Source organism: Pseudomonas sp. RGM2987 (assembly GCF_022952855.1).
Taxonomy (GTDB): Bacteria; Pseudomonadota; Gammaproteobacteria; order Pseudomonadales; family Pseudomonadaceae; genus Aquipseudomonas.
This window is the reverse complement of the sequence record NZ_JALJDX010000141.1, coordinates 1-23,694: the sequence shown is the minus strand read 5'-3', so window position 1 is coordinate 23,694 and position 23,694 is coordinate 1. Positions and strand designations below refer to the sequence as shown.

Below are 23,694 nucleotides of genomic sequence, written 5' to 3'. Positions count from 1 at the left end.
AGCTATTGATGGTATCGACTGACACACCGCCTTCGCGAGCAAGCCCGCTCCCACAGGGGTACTCGGGGTCTGGAAGGTTTGCGCTCAACACCCATTCGTGGCGAGGGAGCTTGCTCCCGCTCGACTGCAAAGCAGTCGCCCAGGCCCAAAGCGTCACAAACTCATCCCAATCCGGTAACACTGGGCCGGATAAAAGAACGCCCGAACATATCGAGCACCATGTCGACCCGCTGGCCGATCTGTTCATCGGACCAGCTCTGCTGGACCCCAAGGGTAAATAGCTTGAGCGGTTGCGAGATCAACAGCGCGTCGATCAACTCGACTGCCGGCTCGACATCGCCGTAGGCCAGCAATCCCTTGCCAGCCGCCTTGTCCAACCAACCGCGCAACAGGCCAAGGCAGCGCTCGGCACCCTCCTGATACCAGATCCGTGCAATCCCCGGCGCGGTCTCGCGTGCCTGCGCCGCCATCAGGTACAGCCCCAGCGCCAGTGGCGACAGGGTCAGGCGCGCCCAGAGGGTCAGGTACATACGCAATTCGCTGAGCAGGTCTTCAGCGCAGTCGATACCACTCTCCAGCAGTAACTCGAGGGTCGACAGATCCCGGGCCACCAGTTGCGACAGCAGCGCTTCCTTGCTCGCCACCAACTGATACAGGGTTTTCTTCGAGATGCCGGCGGCGCGGGCGATGGTGTCCATGGTCACGTTGGCAAAATTGCCGCTGCCCAGTATCTGCGCCGCCGCATCCAGCAACAGGCGCATCTGCTCCTCGCGGCTGCGCAGCGGCGGACGGCCGCGAGCGCGAGAGACGGCCTCGCCACATGGCCCACTCAAAGATTCCCGACCCGGGCGTGATCGGCCTCCTGCACCGCCGCACCACGAAAAGCCCCCCGCAACGCATCCTCGATGAACTGCCAGGCCTCATCCGCCGAAGCATCTGGTCCAAGGTGGGTGAACATATGGTCGCAGCCGGGGAACATCCTTTCGTTCACCTCGACCCCAGCCTGACGCAATTTTTCCCCGTAGGCCTCGCCTTCGGCCCGCAGGATATCGTACTCGGCGGTAATCAGCGTGGCGGCGGGCATCCCCTGCAATGCTTCGACCCTCGCCAGCAAGGGCGACGCCAGCGGGTCAAGGGCGTGGACCGGATCGCTCAGGTAGCAGCTGTTGAAGAAGCGCATCAGGCCAGTTCCCAACAATGGTTTATCGAGGGGCGAGCGCTTGAGCTCCGGGGCCTGGGACAGATCGACGGCGGCATAGTCAATCACCTGATGCACCACCCGCAGCTGCTCATGCCCTCGCGCCAGATTCGCCAGGCCGGTGGCCAGGTTGCCACCGGCGCTGTGTCCGCCGACGGCGATGCGTTGAGGGTCGATACCCAGGGCCGTGGCCTGCCCCGCCAGCCATTCCAGCACCTCGAAGCTCTGGCGCAAACCGGCGGGAAACGGATACTCGGGGGCCAGGACGTAATCGAGGTTGACCACCAGGCACCCTAGATTGTGCGCCAGACGCCGGCAATAGCTGTCGTCGTGCTCCGGCACCCCGGCCACGAAACCGCCGCCGTGCAGATTCAGGTAGACCGGCAACTGTCCCACGGACGACGTATGGGGCCAATAGAACAACGCCCGTGCCGGCCCCCACGCGGTCGGGATGAAAGTCTGGCTGACCGAGCGTAACGGGTACTGCGCAGCGTCATAGGTGAACTTGGCTTTCATGCGCTTGGCCAGGGCACGCAACAGCTTGGCCTTGATGTTCTTCAACAGGTTCATGGTCAAACTCCCCTGCGGCTCAATGGGCCGTCAGCAATTGGTCCAGCAGACCGTGGATCATCGCGCCGTAGGGCGCACGCATCGCCAGGTTGGACTCGCCGACTGGGCTCTGCACGACCACGGCCTTGGCATGGCTGAACGTACGGAAACCGTAGACACCATGATAGGCGCCCATGCCCGAGTGCCCGACGCCACCGAATGGCAGTGCCTCGAACACCACGTGGCTCATGACGTCATTGATGACCACCGCCCCCGACATGGTGTGCTCCAGCACCTGCCGGCGCTCTTGGGCATCCTCGCCGAAATAATAGGCGGCCAATGGCCGAGGCTGGCCGTTGACGTAATCGATGGCCGAGGTGAAGTCGCGGTAGGTCTTGACCGGCAACAGCGGGCCGAAGATTTCCTCACGCAGCACCTGCATCTGCTCGTGGGTGTCGAGCACCAGGGTCGGGGCGATCTTGCGGATCTCCCGGTCGCCCAGGTTCTCTTGCGCCGGGTTGATCTCGACCAGTCGCGCACCTTTGCCCCGGGCGTCGGCGAGGTAGCCGTGCAGACGGTCGAAATTGCGTGAGTTAATGATCGACGTGTAGTCCGGATTGTCGCGCAGGGTCGGATACATGGCCGCGACAAAGCGCGCTGCCTCGTCGACGAAATCCTCCAGCAACTCCTCGGGCAACAGCACATAGTCCGGTGCCAGGCAGATCTGACCGGCGTTGAAGGTTTTCACGGTCATGACCCGTTGCACCACCGTGGCAAGGTCGGCGCTGCGCGAGACCAGCACCGGCGACTTGCCGCCCAGCTCCAGGGTCACCGGTACCAGGTTGTCCGAGGCGGCCCGCATGATGTGCCGCGCCACGGCCGTTCCGCCGGTAAAGATCAGGTGGTCGAACGGCTGCGCACTGAACAGCGCGCCGACTTGGGCATCGCCCAATACCGTGCGCAGTTCGTTCTCGTGGAAATAACGGGGAATCAGTTGGTCGATCAGCGCCGACGTGCGCGGGGTCAGCTCCGAGGGCTTGAGCAAGGCGCGGTTGCCGGCGGCGAAGATACTCGCCAACGGCCCGAAGGCCAGTACGATGGGGAAATTCCATGGGCTGATCACCCCGACCACGCCCAACGGCTGATAGTCCACCCGCGCTTCACAACCGGGGAATGGCGCCGGATGCCCTTGCGATTGCATCCACTCGGCCAGGTGCTCACGGCAATGCTTGAGGCTCGCCACCGAGCCGGCGATATCGGACAACAACGTCTGCTCGCGGCTGCGGTTGCCGAAATCCGCGGACACCGCCGCGACGATCGCTTCACGGTTGTCCAGCAACAGGGCAATCGCCCGGTCGAGCCGGTCGCGCCGAAGTTCCAGGCTTGCCGGCCCTTCGTCCAGGTGGGCCTGCTTCATTCGTGCGAGCGCTGTTGCGATGTGTTCGGCGGGGGACGCGGTGGCGTGATGACCGGGCGTGCTCATGGCGTGGGTTCCTGCTGGTTGAATTGTTATTATCCAGTACTAATTTCCCTACAAGGCAGACAGCTCTGTCCGCTCGCAGGGTGGAGTATGACAAAAAACCAGCCAAAGGAAACCCATGAGTTTCTTTATTTTCAAGAACTGAGCATCACCTTACACCCTATAAACGTTGGTCATGGCGCTGGTTACGAATTGATATTGAGCCGCCAGGCAATCACATCAAGGATTTTTTTCAGGGGAGTCATTTTCGAAAATAGAAGCAAGCCATTGATTAAAAAGGTTATACACATTAACCAAAAAGGCGCCCTGATCGAGCGGCGCCTTGCGAGGTCTGCCCCGATTACCAAAGTCCCAGCGTATAACTCACGATCAGCCGATTTTCATCCAGGTCATTGCCGAAGTTCGAGCGTACCGAAGCGTTGCGCCATTTCATTCCCAGCCCCTTGAACGTCCCGTCCTGCACCACATAGGCAATGTCCATGTTGCGCTCCCACTCCTTACCCTCCCCCGGCGCGCTACGTTGCACGTTGTCGCCCGAAATGTAGCGGGTCATGAACGTCAGCCCGGGCAGGCCGAGGGCGGCGAAGTTGTAGTCGTAGCGCGCTTGCCAGGAGCGTTCATCGACGTTGGCGAAATCACCGATCTGGACGAAGTTGACCAGGTAGGGATCACTGCGTCCGATGTAGGGAAACGGATCGTCGCCACTCATGCGCTGGTAGCCCAGGCCCAGCCCATGGCCGGCGACGCTGTAAGTGAACAGCGCGCCGAAAGCTTGATTGTCGAGATCACGAAAGTTGCCATCCTCGGTACTGCGCGAGTAACGCACGTCACTCTTGAGCCACTGACCTGCGCCCAGGTCCAGGGTGTGCACGAACCCCAGGTAGTTTTGCCGGTAGATGTTTTCCAGCTGGCCGTAGCGGTACTGTGCCGTCAGGTTGGGCTGGAACTGGTAGTCCCCTCCGGCAAACTGGAACTTGTCGCTGCTGCCGCCGATGCGGTTGGCGGTCAGGTCCTGGTAATCCGTGGAGTCGACCACATTGATCTGCGTGAACTGCCCGGCAGTCAGTTTCAGCCGGTCGATTTCCTGTACGTTCAGCAAGCCGCCCCTGAACGTGGCCGGCAGCAGGCGCGTGTCGTTGGAGCTCACCACCGGATCTTTGATTTGCAGCGTGCCCAGCTTCAGCGTGCTGCTGGAAACCCGCACCTTGGCGGTCAGGCCCAGTTCGCTGTACTGGTCCTGGGAGCCGCCAGACCGGTCGGGCGGCAGCAGATTGGTGCCCGCCGTGCCGCCGCCGGAGTCGAGCTTGAAGCCGGCCACGCCCAAGGCATCCAGACCGAAACCCACGGTGCCGGTGGAGTAGCCCGACTCCATCCGCAACAGGAATCCTTGTGCCCACTCTTCAGCCTTGTCCCTCGCACCTTCCTGGCGGAAATCGCGATTGAAGTAGAAATTGCGCGCCTCCAGGCTGCCCTTGCTGTCAGCAATGAACTCGGCGTGGGCGCCTGGCATGCCCATCAGGCTTAAGCCCAATGCCGTGCCGATAGGTGTGCCGATCCATGGGGTGGATTTGAACTGGCGCATGCGTGCTCCTTTTTTTTGGGGCGCGAACGGACGCTCTCGGGAACGTTGCGCACGCCACGTTATTGTTGTGTGAAGACGTTGTCGTTTGGGGCCCGGTGCGGTGTCCCGCGCCGTGGGGCTGGATTCTTCTGGTCGCGGTCCGGCAGCGTCAAACGGGAAAAAAGCCGGATCGGCCATAAGAAAATCTGATGCGTGCAAAGGGCGATCTGGAGCGGCAATTGCAATTGAGACGGTTGATTAACTTTTTATTGTGAGAGCCAACAGATTTCCTTGTTAGACGTCGGCGCCTGGGGTCACTAGGGTACAGGCAAACAAAAATGCGCCGGCATAGCCGCGGAGAACCGTCGATGAACCAGCAAGCCCTGCCCTTCGAACAACTGCAACAGTGCGACCCGGCAGCCTTGCGCCAATACATCGCAGCGGGTCGATACCAGGGGCATACCAGCGGCCTGGGCCAGGGCCGGGTCCAAGCCAACATCGTGATCTTGCCCCTGGATTGGGCCAACGAATTCCTGCGTTATTGCGCCCTCAACCGCCAAGCCTGCCCGTTACTCGACGTGACTGAGCCAGGCGACCCGTTCTTTCGAAACCTGGGGGCAGCCATCGACATCCGCCATGAAGTACCCCGCTACCGGGTCTATCGCCATGGCGAATTGAGCGCGGAGCCGACGGACATCGAGCCGCTCTGGCAGGACGACCTGGTGGCCTTCGCCATCGGCTGTTCGTTCTCGTTCGAACAGCCGCTGCTGGAAGCCGGCATTCGCCTGCGGCACATCGAGCTGGGGCGCAATGTCGCGATGTACCGGACCCACATCGACACCCGCCCCACCGCTCGCCTGTCCGGCAAACTGGTGGTGAGCATGCGCCCGATGAAAGCCGTCGATGCCATCCAGGCAATCCAGATTACCGGGCGCATGCCCAACGTCCACGGCGCGCCAGTGCACATTGGCGATCCGTCGCTGATCGGCATCGACTCCCTGGAAACCCCTGACTACGGCGACGCCGTGCCCGTCCAGGCGGACGAGATACCGGTGTTCTGGGCCTGCGGCGTGACACCTCAATCGGTGGTCCAGGCCTCGCGCCCACCGCTGTGCATCACCCACGCCCCGGGCTGCATGCTGGTGACCGACTTGTGGAACAATGACCTCTAGACTTCAAGTGAGAGTGCTCTCAACCTCAAGGGACTCACCATGCCCCATGCGCAACAAGCCATTGAACAATACATACGCGCCAAGGATGGCAATCGCCCGCACCTGCTTGCCCAGGCGTTTACCGCAGAGGCGATTTTGGACATGGTCGTGCGCACCGGCTCGATCTCGTTTCCCGGTCACGTCGAAGGCCGTACGGCCATCGGCGAGGTGCTGGTCAGTCGCTTCGGGCAGGCGTTCGAAAACGTCTACACGTTTTGCCTGGATACCCCGCCGCCGGCAGATGCCAGTTCGTTCCAATGCAAATGGCTGGTGGCGATGTCCGACAAACAGAGCGGCGAGGCACGCGTGGGTTGCGGATTTTACGACTGGCAATTCAATCCGCAGTCGCGATTGACCGAACACCTGACGATCACCATCGAACACATGAAGACGCTGCCGGCGAGGGATGTATCAGCGATCATGGCTTGGGCATCGCGGCTGGACTATCCGTGGTGCAGCCGTGAAGCGGTGGTTGGCGGGATGCCGGATTTGGAGGCGCTTCGTGAGGTGGTCCAGTTCGTGGCTACCCCAGAGTTACAGTAGAACCGAAACGGCTGGCGTCGATTCACTGTGGCGAGGGAGCTTGCTCCCGCTGGGCTGCGCAGCAGACCTTGTTTGTGAGCGCTTCGCACTCAGCGGGAGCAAGCTCCCTCGCCACAGGTCCGATGTGCCCCTGAAAGCGCCAAGGAACCTTAACAATGAACATCAAGTTTCTGGAAACCTTCGTCTGGGTCGCGCGCCTGAAGAGCTTTCGCCTCACCGCCGAAAAACTGTTCACCACCCAGGCGTCCATCTCCAGCCGGATCGCCGCCCTGGAAGATGAAATGGGCGTGCGCCTGTTCGTGCGTGATTCCAAAGGCGTGTCGCTGACCGCCGAAGGACAGCGGGTGCTGGAGTACGCCGAGCGCATCATGGACACCATGCAAAGCATGAAAGCCGTGATCAAGGACCCGCGCCAGGTACGTGGACGAATTCGCATCGGGGCAATGGACACGGTGATCCACACCTGGCTCAGCCCCTTGGTTACGCGCCTGATGGAACGCTACCCGGCGCTGGAAATCGAGCTATCGGCCGATACCGCCAGCAACCTGTGCTCTCAATTGGAAAAAGGCTATCAGGACATCATTTTCCAGACCGACATCCTGCGCCTGGACAGCGTGCGCAATGCTTTGCTGGCCCGCTATCCGATGCACTGGGTGGTGCGCACCGGCTCTATCTTCGACCGGCAATACACGTCACTGGAGGAGCTGTCCCAGGAACGGATCGTCACGTTCTCGCGCAACTCGCGGCCCCATCAGGACATTCTCAACCTGCTGCATTCGGCCAACATCGTCTCGCCGCGCATCAATTGTGTGAACTCCGCATCGGCCATCACCCGCCTGGTTCGCGATGGTTTCGGCATCGGCGCCATGCCCGCAGCGTTAGTCCTTGGCGAACTGGCCCAAGGCACCTTGAAACTGCTGGAAGGCGTGCCGCTGCCATCAGTGATGGACATCGTCGCCAGTTGGCGCACGGGCGCGGGAATGGAACGGGTGGAAGACATCGTCGGCCTGGCCCGGGATGTCGTCGATGAGTTCGTCACCGACCTGCCCCCGGGTACGGCCTGGATGCAGGCTGAAATCGATCGTGCCATTCACTCATTTCATCATCAACCCGTCACACCCATGCCATACCGTTAGCGCCGATGGCCGGAGGCTGGGGGGCTACTTTCTGCCGTTGGAAACCAACGCAGCATTACTGCAAAATTAATGCACTCAACCAGCATTAATATGAATTTGTAAGCCGGTTGTCAGAACGGCACACTGTGCGCCGTTCCTCCCCCAACTGTGGAACACTTAAAGGGCTTTCAGGGATTATCCCGTAAGCCCCTTTTTTTGTTCGTTTTTTGGATTAACGCTTTATGTTTTCTCGCTGGTTTCCCGCTGCTATCAATACCCGTCCCACAGAATGGAGTCGCGCGGCCATCGGCATGGCGCTGGGAACGATGTTCGGTGTCTGGCTGTGCAGCCAGGTGTTTGGCCTGGAGGTGGCGCAACACCTGATCGGTCCTCTTGGCGCTTCTGCCGTGCTGTTATTTGCCGTGTCGTCGGGTGCCCTCGCCCAGCCCTGGTCGATTTTCGGCGGTTATCTGTGTGCCTCGGGCGTGGCGGTGCTGGTGGCCCACGTGTTGGGCCGTACGCTGGGTAGCGCTTGTCTGGCCGCGGGCATGGCACTGGTGCTGATGTGTTGGCTGCGCTGCCTGCATCCGCCAGCAGGCGCCGTTGCGGCAACCATGGTGCTGGCAGATCCGTCGATCATTGCCCTGGACTGGCTGGCCGTCGGCGCCACTATGCTGGCCGGCACCGGCCTGCTCGCCTTCGCCCTGGCCTACAACAACCTGACCCGGGTGCGTTATCCAAAGCGTGCCAGCGAGCCGCTGGCCGTGATTCCGGCGGATCATCCCCCTGTCGACCGGCAGGCCATCACCGCTGAAGACCTGAAACTGGCCCTGGCGGAGATGGAAGCGTTTTTCGACGTCACCCCTGAAGATCTTGAACAATTGATCCATACCAGCGAGCGCTATGCCAAGCGTCGCAGCATCACGGAGGTGCTCTCGGGTCGCGGTTGATCCTGTGGCTGCTATAAATATGCAGAAAGGACCTGCACGTATCCCGGTTGTGCTGTGCAAATTTGCACTGGTACGATCACGGCGGTACAGGCGCGATCACTATCGATAAAAGACAATAAAACAGGGAGTTAGCGATGACTGCTCAGGTTTCATCTCAAGCCTCGGTAACCGTAGACACTGTGGGCTACGAAGTGCTGGTCGACATTCGCAATCACATCGGCCACCTGACCCTGAACCGCCCTGCCGGCCTCAATGCCCTCACATTGGGCATGGTGCGCAGTCTGCAGCAGCAACTCGACGCCTGGGCGCTCGATCCGAAGATCCATGCCGTGGTTTTGCGCGGTGCCGGCGATAAGGCATTCTGTGCCGGCGGTGATATCCGTTCGCTGTACGACAGCCACCTTCAGGGCGACACCCTGCACGAGGCGTTCTTCGTCGAGGAATACGCCCTTGACCTGACGATCCACCACTACCGCAAACCGATCCTGGCGTTGATGGATGGCTTTGTTCTGGGCGGCGGCATGGGCCTGGTGCAAGGTGCCGACCTGCGGGTGGTGACTGAACGTAGCCGCCTGGGCATGCCGGAAGTGGGCATCGGCTACTTCCCGGATGTGGGAGGCAGTTATTTTTTACCCCGGGTGCCGGGTGAGCTGGGTATTTACCTGGGGGTCAGTGGCGTGCAGGTCCGCGCCGCCGACGCGCTGTATTGCGGATTGGCCGACTGGTACCTGGACAGCGACAAGCTCCAGCAACTGGATGAGCGTCTCGACCGGCTGCCATGGCACGACACACCGCTCAAGGACCTGCAAGGCCTGCTGGCAAAGCTGGGTGTCCAGCAACTCCCCGAGCCGCCCCTGGCGGACCTGCGTCCGGCCATCGATCACTTCTTTGCGCTGCCCGACCTTCCGAGCATCATCGAGCAGTTGCGCCAGGTCACGGTTGCCGACAGTCACGAGTGGGCGCTCAAGACCGCCGACCTGCTGCAAACCCGTTCCCCGCTGGCCATGGCCGTGACGCTGGAGATGTTGCGCCGTGGTCGGCACCTGAGCCTGGAACACTGTTTTGCCCTGGAGCTGCACCTGGACCGGCAATGGTTCGAACGCGGCGACCTGATCGAAGGCGTGCGCGCCTTGCTGATCGATAAAGACAAGAATCCGCGCTGGAATCCGCCCACCCTGGAGGCGCTGGACGCCGGCCATGTGGCGAGTTTCTTCGACGGCTTCGATGACCACGGGAACTGAGCCATGCAAGACCTCGAACTGACCGAAGAACAAGTGATGATCCGCGACATGGCCCGGGATTTCGCCCGCGGTGAAATCGCTCCCCACGCCCAGGCCTGGGAAAAGGCCGGCTGGATCGACGATGGCCTGGTGGCGAAGATGGGTGAACTGGGCCTGCTGGGGATGGTAGTGCCCGAAGAATGGGGCGGCACCTATGTCGACTACGTCGCCTATGCCCTGGCGGTGGAAGAGATTTCTGCGGGTGATGGCGCCACCGGAGCGTTGATGAGCATCCATAACTCGGTGGGCTGCGGACCGGTGCTCAACTACGGCACCGATGAACAGAAACAGACCTGGCTGGCGGATCTCGCTAGCGGCCAGGCAATTGGTTGCTTTTGCCTGACCGAACCCCAGGCCGGCTCCGAAGCGCACAACCTGCGTACCCGTGCCGAACTGCGGGATGGCCAGTGGGTGATCAATGGCGCCAAGCAGTTCGTCAGCAACGGCAAGCGGGCGAAACTGGCGATTGTGTTTGCGGTGACCGACCCGGAATTGGGCAAGAAAGGTATCTCGGCATTCCTGGTGCCCACCGATACGCCGGGTTTCATTGTTGATCGAACCGAACACAAGATGGGCATCCGCGCCTCGGACACCTGTGCGGTGACCTTGAGCAACTGCAGCATTCCCGAAGCCAATCTGCTGGGGGCGCGAGGCAAAGGCCTGGCGATTGCCCTCTCCAACCTGGAAGGCGGCCGTATCGGCATCGCCGCCCAGGCCTTGGGCATCGCCCGGGCCGCGTTCGAAGCGGCGCTGGCCTACTCACGGGACCGGGTGCAGTTCGACAAACCGATCAACGAGCACCAGAGCATCGCCAACCTGCTGGCCGACATGCACACCCGCCTGAACGCCACGCGCCTGCTGATCCTCCACGCCGCCCGGCTGCGCAGCGCCGGCAAGCCGTGCTTGTCCGAAGCTTCCCAGGCCAAGCTGTTCGCCTCGGAAATGGCCGAGAAGGTCTGCTCCTCGGCCATCCAGATCCATGGCGGGTACGGCTACCTGGAGGACTACCCGGTAGAGCGCTACTACCGCGATGCCCGGATTACCCAGATCTACGAAGGCTCGAGCGAAATCCAGCGCATGGTCATCGCCCGGGAGCTCAAGCACTACCTGGTGTGATGGCTTGAAAAAGCATCGCGAGCAAGCACGGCTCCCGCAGGTCCAATGGCGTGCCTGAAATCCCACGAACACCGCAAATCCACTGTGGGAGCGGGCTTGCTCGCGATAGCGGTCCGGTAGCCGATGAAGATGCCGGATGTGCCGCCATCTTCGCGAGCAAGCCCGCTCCCACAGGTTTGTCTCACTCAGCTTTCATTGGGCCAGTCGACGCCGCAGGATGTATTGCTCGATCGCCAATGCCGCGCCGTCTTCGGTGTTGGTGGCGGTGATGACATCGGCCTGGCGCTTGATCGCTTCCGGCGCCTGTCCCATGGCGATCGACAGCCCTGCACGATGGAACATCGCCGGGTCGTTGCCGCCATCGCCCATCGCCGCCGTCTGCTCCAGAGGCACCTCCAGAAACGTCGCCAGGGTCGCGAGGGCGTCGCCCTTGTTGGCCTTCATGGCCGTGACATCCAGATAGATCGGTTGCGAACGCGATACCTGGGCCTGACCTTCAAGCAGCGGGTGCAAGCGCGCCTCCAGTTCCACCAGCAACTGCGTATTGGCGCTGGTGGCGACGATCTTGTCGATGCGCTCAAGGTAGGGCTCGAAACTCTCGACCTGCACCGGCGGATAGCCCAGGCCACGGGTTTCGACCGGCACCATCGGCCCGTTTGCGTCGAGCACCAGCCAGTCGTCGTCGGCGAACACCCAGACCTCGATGCCTGGCTGATCGGCGTACAGCGCCAGGGTGGTCAGCGCCGCCTCGGGCGGCAGGTAATGCACGGCGAGGAAGCTTCCGTCAGGGTGGACCAGGGTGCCGCCATTGAACGCGGCAGTGGGCAAGTCGACGCCCAAGGCTTCGATCTGCTGGCGCATCGCCCGGGGCGGCCGTCCGGTGGCGAGGCTGAACAACACCCCCGCCTCACGCAACGCGCGAACCGCTTCGATGGTGTGCTGGGTCAGGCTGTGATCGGGCAGCAGCAAGGTGCCGTCCATATCGCTGAGCAAGAATCGGATGGGTTGTATCACCGACGCACTCATCCGAGGCCGTGCCAGACGCGACCGTCACGGGCCAGCAAGTCATCGGCGGCGGCCGGGCCATCTTCCCCGGCCTTGTAGGGCTGGAATGTCGCGTCCTGCTGCCAGGCATCGAGGAATGGCTGCACCGCACGCCAGCCGTTCTCGATGTTGTCGGCACGCTGGAACAGCGTCTGATCGCCGGTCAGGCAATCGTAGATCAAGGTTTCGTAACCCGTGGACGGTTGCATCTCGAAGAAATCCTTATAGGCAAAACCCAGTTCGATGTTCGCCATGTCGAGCGCCGGGCCCGGCCGTTTCGCCAACAGGTCGAACCACATGCCTTCGTTGGGCTGTATCTGGATTCTCAAGTAGGTAGGTTGCAATTCGTCGACCTCGGTGTCGCGAAATTGCGCATAAGGCGCCGGCTTGAAGCAGATGACGATTTCCGTGTCCCGCACGCTCATGCGTTTGCCGGTGCGCAGGTAGAACGGTACGCCGACCCAACGCCAGTTATCGATCATGACCTTGAGGGCGACGTAGGTCTCGGTATGACTGTCTTCAGCCACGTTGGCTTCCTGGCGATAGCCGTTTACCGCCTTGCCACCCACTTCGCCAGCGGTGTATTGCCCACGTACCGAATTGGCGCGGGCCTGTTCCACCGACCAAGGCCGGATCGCCCCGACCACCTTGGCCTTCTCTCCACGCACCGCATCGGCGCCGAATGCTGCCGGCGGCTCCATCGCGACCATCGCCAGCAACTGGAAGAGATGGTTGGGCACCATGTCCCGCAAAGCACCGGTGTGCTCGTAGAAACTGCCGCGGGTTTCCACGCCGACGGTTTCGGCGGCGGTGATCTGCACATGATCGATGTAGTGGTTGTTCCAGAACGCCTCGAACAGGCTGTTGGAGAAACGGCTGACCAGAATGTTCTGTACCGTTTCCTTGCCCAGGTAATGGTCGATCCGATAAATCTGCTTCTCGCTCATGACCTTGAGTAGACAGGCGTTCAGCGCCTCAGCGGTGTGCAGGTCGGAGCCGAACGGCTTCTCGATCACGACTCGCCGGAAAGCATCCTGTTGTTCCTGAAGCAGGCCGGCCGCGCCAAGGCGACTGACCACTTCACTGAAAAAACGCGGCGCGGTCGCCAAGTAGAAGACCGCATTGCCGGTGTCGCTGGCGGCGATCTTCGCCGCCAGCGCCTGATAAGTACCGTCATCGAGGAAATCACCCTGCACATAGCTGATGCCCTTGGCCAGCTTGGCCCAGAGCGCCGGGTCGAGGGCGCGCTCGGCATCGCCGCCCTTGTTTACCGCTTCGCTGCGGATGAAATCCTCGAGTTTCTTGGCGAAATCCACATCGCTGATCGCGTTGTGGTCAACCCCGATGATCTGCAGCCCATCCCCCAGCAGACCGTCACGACTGAGGTGGTAAAGCGCCGGCATCAGCAGCCGCTTGACCAGATCGCCATGGGCTCCGAACAGGAATAACGTGGTCGGTGGTGCCGGTTCCGCCTTGGATTTGCTGCCGATCGCGGTCATTTTTTCGGCGTCTCCACATGGCCGCCGAAGCCAAAGCGCATCGCTGAGAGCATCTTGTCGCCGTAGGTGCTTTGCTGACGGGAGCGGAAACGGGCGAAGAGCGAGCTGGACAATACCGGGACCGGCACTGCTTGTTCGATGGCGGCCTCGATGGTCCAGCGCCCTTCACCGCTGTCGGCGACTTCACCGGAGAAACCGTCCAGTTTCGGGTCGCTGGCCAGCGCGTCGGCGGTCAGGTCCAGCAGCCAGGACGAAACCACACTGCCGCGACGCCAGACTTCGGCGATATCGGCCACGTTCAGGTCGAAACGCTGCTCAGGCGGCAGGCTTTCGCTGGATTTGGTCTTGAGGATGTCAAAGCCTTCGGCAAAGGCCTGCATCATCCCGTACTCGATGCCGTTGTGGATCATCTTCACGAAATGCCCCGCACCCGCCGGGCCCGCGTGGATGTAGCCGCGCTCGGCACGGTCATCGTCAGACTTGCGATCACGGGTGCGCGGGATGTCCCCCATGCCCGGAGCCAGGCTGTCGAACAGCGGGTCCAGGCGCTTCACGACCTCGGCGTCACCGCCGATCATCATGCAGTAGCCGCGCTCCAGGCCCCAGACGCCGCCGGAGGTGCCGACGTCGATATAGCCCAGGCCTTTTTCCGCCAGGGCCCGGGCGCGGCGGATGTCGTCCTTATAGTACGTGTTGCCGCCGTCGATGATCACATCACCCGACTCAAGCAACTGGCTGAGGTCGTTGATGGTGTCTTCAGTGGGTGCGCCGGCGGGCAGCATGACCCAGACCGCCCGAGGTTTTTCCAGGCCGGCGACCAGCGCAGGCAGATCCGCCACACCGGTGGCGCCCTCCTGACGCAGGTTTTCGACAAAAGCGGCATTGCGGTCATAGACGACCGTGGCGTGCCCATTGAGCATCAAGCGCCGCGCAATATTGCCGCCCATGCGGCCCAGTCCGATGATCCCGAGTTGCATGTGCTGATGCTCCCTACTACAAATAAAGGTGTGTCAAAGATTTAACACTATCGACTAGTGGAGGTTAGTCCAGAGCATTGCTGCATAGTTTCCGGGTAATTCGACCAACCACAAGGGATAACGCTACAAACCCAACCGAAGACACAGCGACCATGAAAAATAAAAAAGTTCCAATCACAGGCAAAAGAAATCAGAATCGGCGCCGATAGTAGAGGTGTCGACCAAATACTGGCGACATCTCTATAGTTGATGTACGCCATTTGCGAGGTGAGCAATGGGCCCTGTCGTTACCGCACGTCCTCCCCAAACCCTTTATGTGACCATTCGTCGCGACGAATTGCGCCTACTCAAAGAAGAGCGCGATCTCCTGCTTGATGAAGTGACGCAGTTGCGCATGCAGTTGCAACACTCACAGCTGTCCCATCAGAGCCAGGCCCTGGCTCGGTAAGCGCTCCGGCGGCACTGCACCTGGAAGTGGCATCGGCCAGACCGCTGTCACTTCCCAAATCCAGAACAATTCCTGTGGCGAGGGAGCTTGCTCCCGCTCGGCCGGGCTGGCGCACCAGTGCGCAGCAGCCGTAAAATCCTCGGGCCGCTTCGCGCCGAACGGGGGGCAGGCTCCCTCGTCACAGAATTTCTGCTCCTCTGCCTCATTGCCAGGCAAGTCCTTCTTTTCCTGTCGTTTTGTAACTGAAAAACTCACAAAGTTTTCACACCCGAGCCGTGATACTCCCAACCTTTAGGGTTGTTCGACGCAGACCTGCGGTCGCCAATAGGCTGACGGCAGCTTCCTCGACTAAGGCTGGAGCGCTTGATGAGCTTGTTCAAACGCAGCAAAACGACTGCGAAAGGTTTCGACTGGGCCGGATTCGGCTGGCTGTTTCTATTCTTCTGGTATTTTTCCGGCATCACCCAACTGCTCATTCTGCTCAGCGACACCTCCGGCTTCACAGGGTTTCGCCAGGCATTCGTGATGAGCGCGCTGTGGCTGGCGCCGATGCTGCTCTTCCCTGCCCGCACACGCCTGCTTGCTGCATTGATCGGCGTGGTGCTGTGGGCCTGCTCCATGGCCAGCCTGGGCTATTTCTTCATTTATCAGCAGGAATTTTCCCAGAGCGTCATCTTCATCATGTTCGAATCGAACGTGGCCGAGGCCGGTGAGTACCTGACGCAATATTTTGCCTGGTGGATGGTTGCGGCGTTCCTGGCCCATACCGCTGTCGGCTACTGGCTCTGGACCCGACTGCGCCCGGTGTATCTGCCCCGGGGCCAGGCGCTGGTCGCCGCCATCGCCATCGTCGTGGCCGTGGTCGGCTATCCGTTGATCAAGCAGACCCAGCGCACCGGCAGTTTCGCCGGCGGCCTGGAAAAGTTCGAAGATCGCATCGAGCCCGCCGTGCCATGGCAGATGGTGGTGGCCTATCGGCGCTACGGCGAACAGCTGGAAAACATGCAGGGCATGCTCCACAGCGCCAGCAAAATCGCTCCCCTGCGCAACCTCAAGGACGCCATGGCCAACCAGCCGGCCACCCTGGTGCTGGTGATCGGTGAATCCACCAACCGCCAGCGCATGAGCCTCTACGGTTACCCGAGGGAGACCACCCCGGAATTGGACAAGCTCAAGGACCAGCTCTCGGTGTTCGACAATGTCATTACCCCGCGCCCCTACACCATCGAAGCGCTGCAACAGGTCCTGACGTTCGCCGACGAAGAGCACCCGGACCTGTACCTGAGCACACCGTCGCTGGTGAGCATGATGAAACAGGCCGGCTACAAGACGTTCTGGATCACCAACCAGCAGACAATGACCAAGCGCAACACCATGCTCACGACCTTCTCCCAGCAGGCCGACGAGCAGGTGTACCTGAACAACAACCGCAACCAGAATGCCGCGCAGTATGACGGCGACGTGATCGAGCCGTTCAACAAGGCCCTGGCCGACAGCGCACCGCGCAAGCTGATCGTGGTGCACCTGTTGGGCACCCACATGAGCTATCAATACCGCTATCCGCCAACCTTCGACAAGTTCACCGACCGCCAAGGTGTTCCACCCGGCATCCGTGACGACCAACTGCCGACCTACAACAGTTACGACAACGCGGTGCTGTACAACGACTTCGTGGTGTCCAGCCTGATCAAGGACTACGCCAAGAGCGATCCCAATGGCTTTTTGCTGTACCTCTCGGACCACGGCGAAGACGTGTTCGATTCCCAGGGCCATGGCACCCTGGGTCGCAACGAAGGCAAGCCGACCGCGCCGATGTACACCATTCCGTTCATGGCCTGGGCTTCACCCAAGTGGCGCGAAAACCACGACTGGAACTTTGCCGGCGATCTGTCCCGGCCGTACAGCAGCTCTCACCTGATCCACACCTGGGCGGACATGGCGGGCCTGAGCTTCGATGAACTGGACCGCAGCAAGAGCCTGGTCAGCGATGAATTCAAGGCCCGGCCGCTGCTGATTGGCAATCCTTATGAGAACCAGCACAAGGGCCTGATCGACTTCAGCCTGATCAAGCCCAAGGCGCCGACGGCAGCCGTGGTGCAGAAATAACCAGAACGTGGCGAGGGAGCTTGCTCCCTTTGGGACGGTCCGACGTCTCTGGCGCAGCGGCCCCAAAAACCAGCGAGCGTTACGCACTGGTGCGCCAGCCCGGTCGAGCGGGAGCAAGCGCCCTCGCCACGGGTACTGATGCCCATTACAAGGGCTTGGTCCAGAACAGCATGCGGCCGTGCGCCGGGTCGAACATTCCGGCAGCAAAGCCGAACTTGGCGTAGCTGGCCTGAGCCACGGCATTGCCCTCGAGCACTTCCAGGGTGATCTTGCAGCAACCACGCTGACGAGCAATGTCCTCGACCTTCTGCAGCATTTTCTGGCTCAACCCGAGCCCCCGAAAATCTTTCATCACCGCCACATCGTGGACATTCACCAGCGGCCGGCAGGCGAACGTGGAAAAACCTTCGAAACAATTCACCAGCCCGGCGGGCTCACCGTTGACGAACGCCAGTACGCTGAACGCATGCGCACGCTTGGCCAGCTCCTCAGGCAGATGCAACAGTACCTCGGCCGGCAGCGAATGACCGACGCCCATCGGGTCCTCGGCATAGCCATTGAGTACGTGACAGATCGCTTCGGCGTGAACCGGGTTGGTGTAGCTGGCTTGCAATATCAGAATGTCCTTGGCTTCTTCCATGACCATCTCACTTCGTTGATACCGGCGACTCGCAGCCGTCGGCGGGATACGGGTCAGGCGGGCTGACCAAAACGTTGCATCTGCATTTCCTGGAGGCGACTGAGGGTACGGCGAAACGGGAATTGCAGATAGCCCTCGGTGTACAGCTCATCCATCGGCACCCGGGCCGACAGGTACAGCGGGACCTTGCGGTCATAGCATTCGTCGACCAGAGCGATAAACCGACGCACGCCATCATCGTGGACCGACAATTGCGGCAACTCCCGATCACCGGCCTCGACCCGCTCGACGCCGTCTTCGGTGCCACGGGCGATCCGGCCTTCACGTTGCGCCGCGCTCAGACTGGGCACTTCACCGAGCAGGATTACGCTGAAGCGGTCGCACAGGGCCATGAAATCCAGGGCGGAGAACGGTTGTTCGCAGAGGTCCTGATAACGACTCCAGAGCACCGTGTCCGTGACCTGCACCGGTTCCAACAGGCGATGACCGACTTGGATCGCCCCGTTGCCCGGTTGCTGCCCGGCGGTGAGCTGGGCGAAGACCTCGGCCAACGGCTCGGGCTGTTCGGGGCTACGCACCCAATAGCGCTGCTGCAAGGTTCCCGGATGCTGGCGATGGTCTTGCCAGCCGTTCACCGGCACCACCTGCATATGCTGCTTGATTGCGGTGATGGTGGGCAGGAAGCGTTCGCGGTTATGGCCGTTTGCGTAGAGTTCTTCCGGCGGCAGATTGGACGTGCTCACCATCACCATGCCCTGCTCGAACATCACCTGGAACAGGCGGCTGAGGATGATCGCGTCGCCGATGTCGGTGACGAACAGTTCGTCGAAACACAGCACCCGCACCTCGGCGCTCAGCTCTCGGGCCAAGGCCTTCAACGGGTCGGGTGTGCCAGTGAGCTGGAACGAGCGCTGGTGCACCCAGGCCATGAAATGATGGAAGTGCTGGCGGCGAGCCGGCACCTTGAGGCTTTCGTGGAAACGGTCCATGAGCCAGGTCTTGCCTCGACCGACCGGCCCCCAGAGGTAGACGCCCTTGATCGACTTACGGCCCTCGTGCAACGCCTTGTGGCATTGCTCCAGGGCCATGATGGCCAACTCCTGGGCTTCGTCCTGGACGAAGCCGTGGTGTTCGATGGCATGCTGCCAGGCACTCAAGGGGGAGTCGAAAGTCATACAGCCCAGGTCCGGAAAAGCGAAGGTGGGGAGTATGCCATGTCGACCGCATCGCAAGCTTGATCACCGCTCAGATGATTCACCCAAACCCTGTGGCGAGGGAGCTTGCTCCCGCTCGACCGGGCTGGCGCACCAGTGCGTAGCGCTTGCTGGTTTTTTCAGGGCTGCTTCGCCCGAACGCGGACCGGCCCAGCGGGAGCAAGCTCCCTCGCCACAGGAATCACCTTTTGCCAGAGTAGCTGCCTTTACCACCCAGATTTTTTGCCAGGCAGAGGGCCTAGATCGAGATATCCAACCGACTGATCTTCCCCTGCTCATCGAGCCGGAAGGTATAGCGCAACTCCAGCGGGCTACCGGGGAAGGTGCCGGAGATCAGGTTGTGGACCAGCACCTTGCCGGTGCGTTGCTGCACATTGAGCACCTGGACCCGGGGCTGGTAGCGTCGGGCGGTGTCTTCCATCCATTGGGCGATGGCCTGGGCGCCGACGCGGTGCTGGCCTTCATCGAACACATTGGCATTTTCAGCGAAGAAACGCGTCGCTGCCGAACTGTCACGGGCATTGGCGGCCTCGATGTAGCCGGCGATGGCCGGGGCCAGGGAAGAGACGGGGTTGGACATGGTACGGCTCCTTGTTTTATCGATCTGACGCCATGCTAGAACAGCGTTGTGTCAGTTTTTGTCAGGAGTGAAGCGCCCCGTTTCGTCCAGTTGCATCAGCTTGAACCAGGCCCGCAGCAGGTCACTGCGCCTGCCCGGATACCGCTCGCCCTGCTCAATGGCGGACCCGATGCGGTCAGTGCGAAACGTTCGATAGGCGCCACGCAATTCGCACCAGGCCACCACCACCCGCGCCTCGTTGAAGAAGCCCAGGGCCAGCGGCCAGATCAGGCGTTGGCTCGGTTTTTTGTTCACATCGGCGTAGTCAATATGCAGCTTGGCTTGCGTACGAATCGCCTGGCGGTACACGTTGAGTTCCACCGTGTTTTGCGGGTAGCCATAGCCCGGCGGCCCCGGCAGCACCGTAGGGTTGCGCAGCGCATCCCCCAAGTCCGGCGCCAGTACCGCCGCCACTTTCGCCAGCGCGTCGGCGGCCGCCCTGCTCAACACCTCGTCACCGCGCTGGTCGACGTAGCGCAAGCCCAGCACGATGGCTTCGATTTCATCGGCGGTGAACATCAGCGGCGGCAGGAACAGGCCGCTGCGCAGCACGTAACCAATGCCCGCCTCGCCCTGGATCGGCGCGCCGAGAGCGGTGAGCTCGGCGATGTCGCGGTACAACGTACGCTCGGACACCCCCAGTTCGGCCGCCAATGTGGCAGCGGTAACCGGGCAGCGCTTGCCCCGCAAGACTTGCAGCAAAGTGAGCAGCCGAGTGGTACGGGACACGATGGGCGATCCGGGCAAAAAAGTTGACGCAGATTAGCAGAGGTTGCTGTCAGAAATTGGCAGGAGCTTGCAGGCTATGCATGCAGCGCCCCTATTTATTGACATGCGCTCTTGTGGCGAGGGAGCTTGCTCCCGCTGGACCGGTCCGCGGTCGGGCGAAGCTACCCCTGCTTATCGAGACGGCTGCTGCGCAGCCGAGCGGGAGCAAGCTCCCTCGCCACAGGGATTGTGGGTATCCTGCCCTTATTTTCCTGAGAGAATATCCATGCGCAAAATCCTCGGTTTCTCGCTGTTCCTGATGCTACTCAGCCTCAGCGCTTGCGCCCTCTTCCCCCATCGGGATCCGCTGAACATCAACGTGGTCGGCATCGAACCGTTGCCCAGCCAGGAACTGGAGATGCGCTTTGCGGTGAAACTGCGGTTGCAGAACCCCAACGAAACCGCCATTGACTACAACGGCGTGGCATTGGACCTGGAGGTCAATGGCCGCCCGTTGGCCTCCGGGGTCAGCGACCAGACCGGCTCGATCCCACGGTATTCCGAAGCAATAGTCAGCATTCCCGTGAGCATCTCGGCGTTTTCCGTGCTGCGCCAGACCCTCGGCCTGAGCCAGACCCAGAGTCTGGACGGCCTGCCCTATGTGCTCAAGGGCAAGCTCGCCGGCGGTTTGTTCGGGACGATGCGCTTCGTCGACCGAGGTACGCTCGATTTACGCGGCTCCGCGGCTACATGGTGAAGCGCACCCCTGGCTTGGCGCGCTCGTCCACGACCAGTTCGAAGATGTCCGGCCTGGCGTAGTGCCCGACCACGTCATAGTCGTAGCGCGCCCGCACCAGCTCGTCGGTATCGATTTGCGCCGTGAGCAACCCGGTCGTGTCTTTCAGCGGCCCGGCCAGCACGTCGCCCATGGGCCCGACAATCACGCTGCCACCGGCGATCAGTGGGCGTTCGGCCGGCCAGTTCGGCACCTCGATGCCCAGTGCCTGGGGCGATGCCTGGACCTGGCAGGCGCTGACCACAAAGCAACGGCCCTCGTGGGCAATATGCCGCATGGTCACCTGCCACATCTCCCGCTCATCCACCGTCGGCGCGCACCAGACCTCCACGCCCTTGGCGTACATCGCGGTGCGCAGCAGCGGCATCATGTTTTCCCAGCACACTGCTGCACCGACGCGACCGACCTGACTGTCGATGACCGGCAAGGTCGAACCATCACCCTTGCCCCAGATGAGCCGTTCGGTGCCGGTGGGCATCAACTTGCGATGCTTGGCGACAAGGCCGGCATCCGGTTCGAAATACAGTGCGGTGCAATAGAGTGTGCTGCCGGCACGCTCGATCACCCCCAGCACCAGGCTCGCCCCGGTACGCGCCGAAAGCCCGGCCAGGGCTTCGGTTTCAGCGCCGGGTACGTCAATGGCATTGGCGAAATACCGGGCAAAGGCCTCGCGACCCTCCGGCAAGCGGTAACCCAACTGGGTGCCAAAGCCCTCGCCCTTGGGATAGCCGCCCAACAACGCCTCGGGCATCACCACCAATCGGGCGCCGGCCTGGCTTATGGCGTCTTCGTAGGAAAGGATCTGCGCCAGGGTTTCGGCCTTGCCGCCAGGCAACGAACCGATCTGCAGGGCAGCGACAATGGATTTGGGCATCGGATTTGGCTCCTTGATCATGAGGTGTTGCTGATTCTCAGGCGTCGACCGATCATGAATAAAGCCCAAAACGCTGCTAACTGATATGAGCCATATGAATATCGTCGACATCGACCTCAACCTGCTCAAGACCTTCGAAGCCCTGCACGATGAATCCAGCGCCAGCCGCGCCGCGTTGCGCCTGGGCGTGACCCAGTCGGCCATCAGCGCCGCATTGCGCAGGCTGCGTGGGCTGTATGACGATCAGCTGTTCGTGCGCACCGGGCGAGGCCTGGCGCCGACATTGCGGGCCAATCAGTTGAAGCCGGTGATCAGCGAGGCGCTGGACAAGTGTCGCCAGAGCCTGGCGATGGTCGATCCAGACGCGAACCATTACGCAGGGCGTTCGGTTATCGTCGGTCTGTCGGATGATTTCGAGATCGCCCACGGGCGACGCTTGATTGACGAAGTGGCACGCCGGGCGCCAGGCCTGCGGCTGATTTTTCGCCAGACCCACAGCCAGATCGTCGGCCCGGCCTTGATGGAGCGCAGCCTTGACCTGGCGATCACGGCGGGAGGTTTTGCGCAACGATTACTCAGCCGCCAAGTGCTGGGCGAAGGTGACTACGCCTGCCTGGTGGACCCGGCCAGCCTCGCGGCGGGCGAGCAGGCACTGAGCCTGGAGGCGTTCGTGGCCCGTGAGCATCTGCTGGTGTCATCGGGCGGATTTATCGGCATCACCGACGAAGGGCTGGCCACCGTCGGCTTGAGTCGCCGGGTTTGCGCCTCGACCACTCACTTCGCCGCGCTGCCATTCCTGCTCACGGGCAGCCAGGCGGTGGCGACCATCCCGACCCATGCCGCCCGGGCCATCGCTGCCCTGAGCGGCCTCGCGTTGCTGCCCTGCCCGCTGGCGCTGCCGCGCTACCCCATCGAACTGGGCTGGCGAACCCACACGCAGCTGGACCCGGCAGTCGCCAAGGTCCGCGAGGCCATTGTCGCCACCTTTACCTGAGGTTTATTTGCTGGCGGCCATCAGGCGATTGACCTCACTGCGCACCATGTTGGCGTATTCCGGCGGCGACATTCCGTCCAGTTCGGCGCGCACCCACTCGGCCCATTTGCCCTTGCGCTTGGAGCGCTCGCCAAACAAGCGGGCCCCCTCGCCCTTGGCCTTGCCCAGGTTGTTCTGCCACAGCTCGAACAGTCGGGACTTCTCGTCTTCCAGCGCAGCGCGCTCGGCCAGGGGCTTGTCTGCCAGATTGAAACTCATGGGAATTACCTGTTGCGTAAATAGGCGCCATCTTACACCTTGAAGCGCACAGCCTTAACCCGGTTTTATGAAAGCATCTCGCTGCACGGCGCATGTCGCAACTTTTAAGCCGATGCAGCACTCCATAGAGCAATGTCATCAGTAAGGAGTCAGGCAATGGCGCGCAAAAGCACCCTGCAAACAAACGGAGAGCAAATCAAGGATCAGGTTTTCAGTGATCTGAGGGCATTGATCGAGGAGTCGGAGAAACTGCTCAAGAGCAGTGCGACGCTGGTAGGCGAAGACGCTGAAAACCTGCGTGGCCAGATCTCCCAGAAGCTGCAACAGGCGCTGGATTCGGTTGCCAGCGCCCGGGAACGCACCCGTCCGGTAGTCGATGCCACCGAAACCTACATCGGTGGCCACCCCTGGCAAACCGTGGCGATTTCCGCAGGCTTCGGGCTGGTGGTGGGGTTGCTGCTGGGCCGGCGATGAACATCCCCTGACCATAGATGTGGGAGCGGGGGGGGGCGGG

24 protein-coding genes are annotated in these 23,694 nt (G+C 61.6%); 11 read left to right on the top strand and 13 right to left on the bottom strand.

Annotation, left to right across the window (positions count from 1 at the left end):
• Positions 1 to 161: 161 nt before the first annotated feature.
• From RGM2987_RS04970 to RGM2987_RS04955, 4 genes are all read right to left on the bottom strand, one after another.
• Complete coding sequence (locus tag RGM2987_RS04970) at positions 162 to 761, bottom strand: TetR/AcrR family transcriptional regulator (RefSeq protein ID WP_245138986.1); 600 nt, start codon at positions 759 to 761, stop codon at positions 162 to 164.
• A gap of 68 nt (positions 762 to 829) precedes the next feature.
• Entirely contained in the window at positions 830 to 1,768 is a 939-nt protein-coding gene (locus RGM2987_RS04965; RefSeq protein ID WP_245138985.1) for an alpha/beta hydrolase, read from the bottom strand.
• Between the two features lie 19 nt (positions 1,769 to 1,787).
• Positions 1,788 to 3,230 carry a coniferyl aldehyde dehydrogenase gene (locus RGM2987_RS04960; protein ID WP_245138984.1) on the bottom strand — a complete coding sequence of 481 codons (1,443 nt, stop codon included), beginning with the start codon at positions 3,228 to 3,230 and terminating at the stop codon, positions 1,788 to 1,790.
• A 337-nt stretch (positions 3,231 to 3,567) separates the two neighbouring features.
• Complete coding sequence (locus tag RGM2987_RS04955; protein ID WP_280639836.1) at positions 3,568 to 4,809, bottom strand: OprD family porin; 1,242 nt, start codon at positions 4,807 to 4,809, stop codon at positions 3,568 to 3,570.
• A 347-nt stretch (positions 4,810 to 5,156) separates the two neighbouring features.
• Here RGM2987_RS04955 and RGM2987_RS04950 point away from each other — a divergent pair, with 347 nt between their 5' ends.
• From RGM2987_RS04950 to RGM2987_RS04925, 6 genes are all read left to right on the top strand, one after another.
• The gene (locus RGM2987_RS04950; RefSeq protein WP_245138983.1) at positions 5,157 to 5,960 is read left to right on the top strand and encodes a putative hydro-lyase; all 804 of its coding nucleotides are present in this window, start codon (positions 5,157 to 5,159) and stop codon (positions 5,958 to 5,960) included.
• Between the two features lie 39 nt (positions 5,961 to 5,999).
• Complete coding sequence (locus RGM2987_RS04945) at positions 6,000 to 6,542, top strand: hypothetical protein (protein ID WP_245138982.1); 543 nt, start codon at positions 6,000 to 6,002, stop codon at positions 6,540 to 6,542.
• Positions 6,543 to 6,697: 155 nt separating this feature from the next.
• Positions 6,698 to 7,678 carry a LysR family transcriptional regulator gene (locus tag RGM2987_RS04940; protein WP_245138981.1) on the top strand — a complete coding sequence of 327 codons (981 nt, stop codon included), beginning with the start codon at positions 6,698 to 6,700 and terminating at the stop codon, positions 7,676 to 7,678.
• A gap of 221 nt (positions 7,679 to 7,899) precedes the next feature.
• Complete coding sequence (locus RGM2987_RS04935) at positions 7,900 to 8,607, top strand: HPP family protein (protein WP_245138980.1); 708 nt, start codon at positions 7,900 to 7,902, stop codon at positions 8,605 to 8,607.
• A gap of 134 nt (positions 8,608 to 8,741) precedes the next feature.
• Entirely contained in the window at positions 8,742 to 9,848 is a 1,107-nt protein-coding gene (locus RGM2987_RS04930; protein WP_245138979.1) for an enoyl-CoA hydratase/isomerase family protein, read from the top strand.
• A gap of 3 nt (positions 9,849 to 9,851) precedes the next feature.
• Positions 9,852 to 11,003: an acyl-CoA dehydrogenase family protein gene (locus RGM2987_RS04925; protein WP_245138978.1), complete on the top strand. Its 1,152-nt coding sequence runs from the start codon at positions 9,852 to 9,854 to the stop codon at positions 11,001 to 11,003.
• Positions 11,004 to 11,195: 192 nt separating this feature from the next.
• Here RGM2987_RS04925 and RGM2987_RS04920 read toward each other — a convergent pair whose 3' ends face one another.
• The 3 genes from RGM2987_RS04920 to gnd are packed head-to-tail and all read right to left on the bottom strand — an operon-like array spanning position 11,196 to position 14,547.
• Complete coding sequence (locus tag RGM2987_RS04920) at positions 11,196 to 12,029, bottom strand: HAD family hydrolase (protein WP_245138977.1); 834 nt, start codon at positions 12,027 to 12,029, stop codon at positions 11,196 to 11,198.
• A complete protein-coding gene (zwf, locus tag RGM2987_RS04915; protein WP_245138976.1) occupies positions 12,026 to 13,546 on the bottom strand; it encodes a glucose-6-phosphate dehydrogenase in 1,521 nt (506 codons plus the stop codon). Before zwf ends, RGM2987_RS04920 begins: the two co-directional genes overlap by 4 nt.
• The gene (gnd, locus tag RGM2987_RS04910; protein WP_348529622.1) at positions 13,543 to 14,547 is read right to left on the bottom strand and encodes a phosphogluconate dehydrogenase (NAD(+)-dependent, decarboxylating); all 1,005 of its coding nucleotides are present in this window, start codon (positions 14,545 to 14,547) and stop codon (positions 13,543 to 13,545) included. The genes zwf and gnd overlap by 4 nt, the downstream gene beginning before the upstream one ends.
• Before the next feature lie 250 nt (positions 14,548 to 14,797).
• Between gnd and RGM2987_RS04905 the strand changes: the two genes are divergently transcribed.
• The gene (locus RGM2987_RS04905; protein WP_245138974.1) at positions 14,798 to 14,971 is read left to right on the top strand and encodes a DUF6026 family protein; all 174 of its coding nucleotides are present in this window, start codon (positions 14,798 to 14,800) and stop codon (positions 14,969 to 14,971) included.
• A gap of 366 nt (positions 14,972 to 15,337) precedes the next feature.
• Positions 15,338 to 17,077 carry a phosphoethanolamine transferase CptA gene (locus tag RGM2987_RS04900; protein WP_245138973.1) on the top strand — a complete coding sequence of 580 codons (1,740 nt, stop codon included), beginning with the start codon at positions 15,338 to 15,340 and terminating at the stop codon, positions 17,075 to 17,077.
• Positions 17,078 to 17,222: 145 nt separating this feature from the next.
• On the opposite strand, the gene RGM2987_RS04895 is transcribed toward RGM2987_RS04900, so the two are convergent.
• The 4 genes from RGM2987_RS04895 to RGM2987_RS04880 form a co-directional block, all read right to left on the bottom strand.
• Positions 17,223 to 17,717, bottom strand: a complete 495-nt coding sequence (locus tag RGM2987_RS04895) for a GNAT family N-acetyltransferase (protein WP_245138972.1) — start codon at positions 17,715 to 17,717, stop codon at positions 17,223 to 17,225.
• A 53-nt stretch (positions 17,718 to 17,770) separates the two neighbouring features.
• Positions 17,771 to 18,892, bottom strand: coding sequence for a cell division protein ZapE (gene zapE, locus RGM2987_RS04890; protein ID WP_245138971.1), 1,122 nt, complete (start codon positions 18,890 to 18,892; stop codon positions 17,771 to 17,773).
• Between the two features lie 277 nt (positions 18,893 to 19,169).
• The gene (locus RGM2987_RS04885) at positions 19,170 to 19,511 is read right to left on the bottom strand and encodes a nuclear transport factor 2 family protein (protein ID WP_245138970.1); all 342 of its coding nucleotides are present in this window, start codon (positions 19,509 to 19,511) and stop codon (positions 19,170 to 19,172) included.
• Positions 19,512 to 19,562: 51 nt separating this feature from the next.
• The gene (locus RGM2987_RS04880; protein ID WP_245138969.1) at positions 19,563 to 20,279 is read right to left on the bottom strand and encodes a YafY family protein; all 717 of its coding nucleotides are present in this window, start codon (positions 20,277 to 20,279) and stop codon (positions 19,563 to 19,565) included.
• A gap of 265 nt (positions 20,280 to 20,544) precedes the next feature.
• Here RGM2987_RS04880 and RGM2987_RS04875 point away from each other — a divergent pair, with 265 nt between their 5' ends.
• The gene (locus RGM2987_RS04875) at positions 20,545 to 21,015 is read left to right on the top strand and encodes an LEA type 2 family protein (protein ID WP_245138968.1); all 471 of its coding nucleotides are present in this window, start codon (positions 20,545 to 20,547) and stop codon (positions 21,013 to 21,015) included.
• Here the strand turns inward: RGM2987_RS04875 and RGM2987_RS04870 are convergent.
• Complete coding sequence (locus RGM2987_RS04870) at positions 21,005 to 21,928, bottom strand: carbon-nitrogen hydrolase family protein (protein WP_245138967.1); 924 nt, start codon at positions 21,926 to 21,928, stop codon at positions 21,005 to 21,007. The two genes, RGM2987_RS04875 and RGM2987_RS04870, sit on opposite strands and share 11 nt — an antisense overlap.
• A gap of 85 nt (positions 21,929 to 22,013) precedes the next feature.
• On the opposite strand from RGM2987_RS04870, the gene RGM2987_RS04865 reads away from it, so the two are divergent.
• The gene (locus RGM2987_RS04865; protein ID WP_245138966.1) at positions 22,014 to 22,922 is read left to right on the top strand and encodes a LysR substrate-binding domain-containing protein; all 909 of its coding nucleotides are present in this window, start codon (positions 22,014 to 22,016) and stop codon (positions 22,920 to 22,922) included.
• A 3-nt stretch (positions 22,923 to 22,925) separates the two neighbouring features.
• Here RGM2987_RS04865 and RGM2987_RS04860 read toward each other — a convergent pair whose 3' ends face one another.
• Positions 22,926 to 23,180, bottom strand: coding sequence for a hypothetical protein (locus tag RGM2987_RS04860; protein WP_245138965.1), 255 nt, complete (start codon positions 23,178 to 23,180; stop codon positions 22,926 to 22,928).
• A gap of 156 nt (positions 23,181 to 23,336) precedes the next feature.
• On the opposite strand from RGM2987_RS04860, the gene RGM2987_RS04855 reads away from it, so the two are divergent.
• Complete coding sequence (locus tag RGM2987_RS04855; protein WP_245138964.1) at positions 23,337 to 23,654, top strand: DUF883 family protein; 318 nt, start codon at positions 23,337 to 23,339, stop codon at positions 23,652 to 23,654.
• The last annotated feature ends 40 nt before the right edge of the window (positions 23,655 to 23,694 follow it).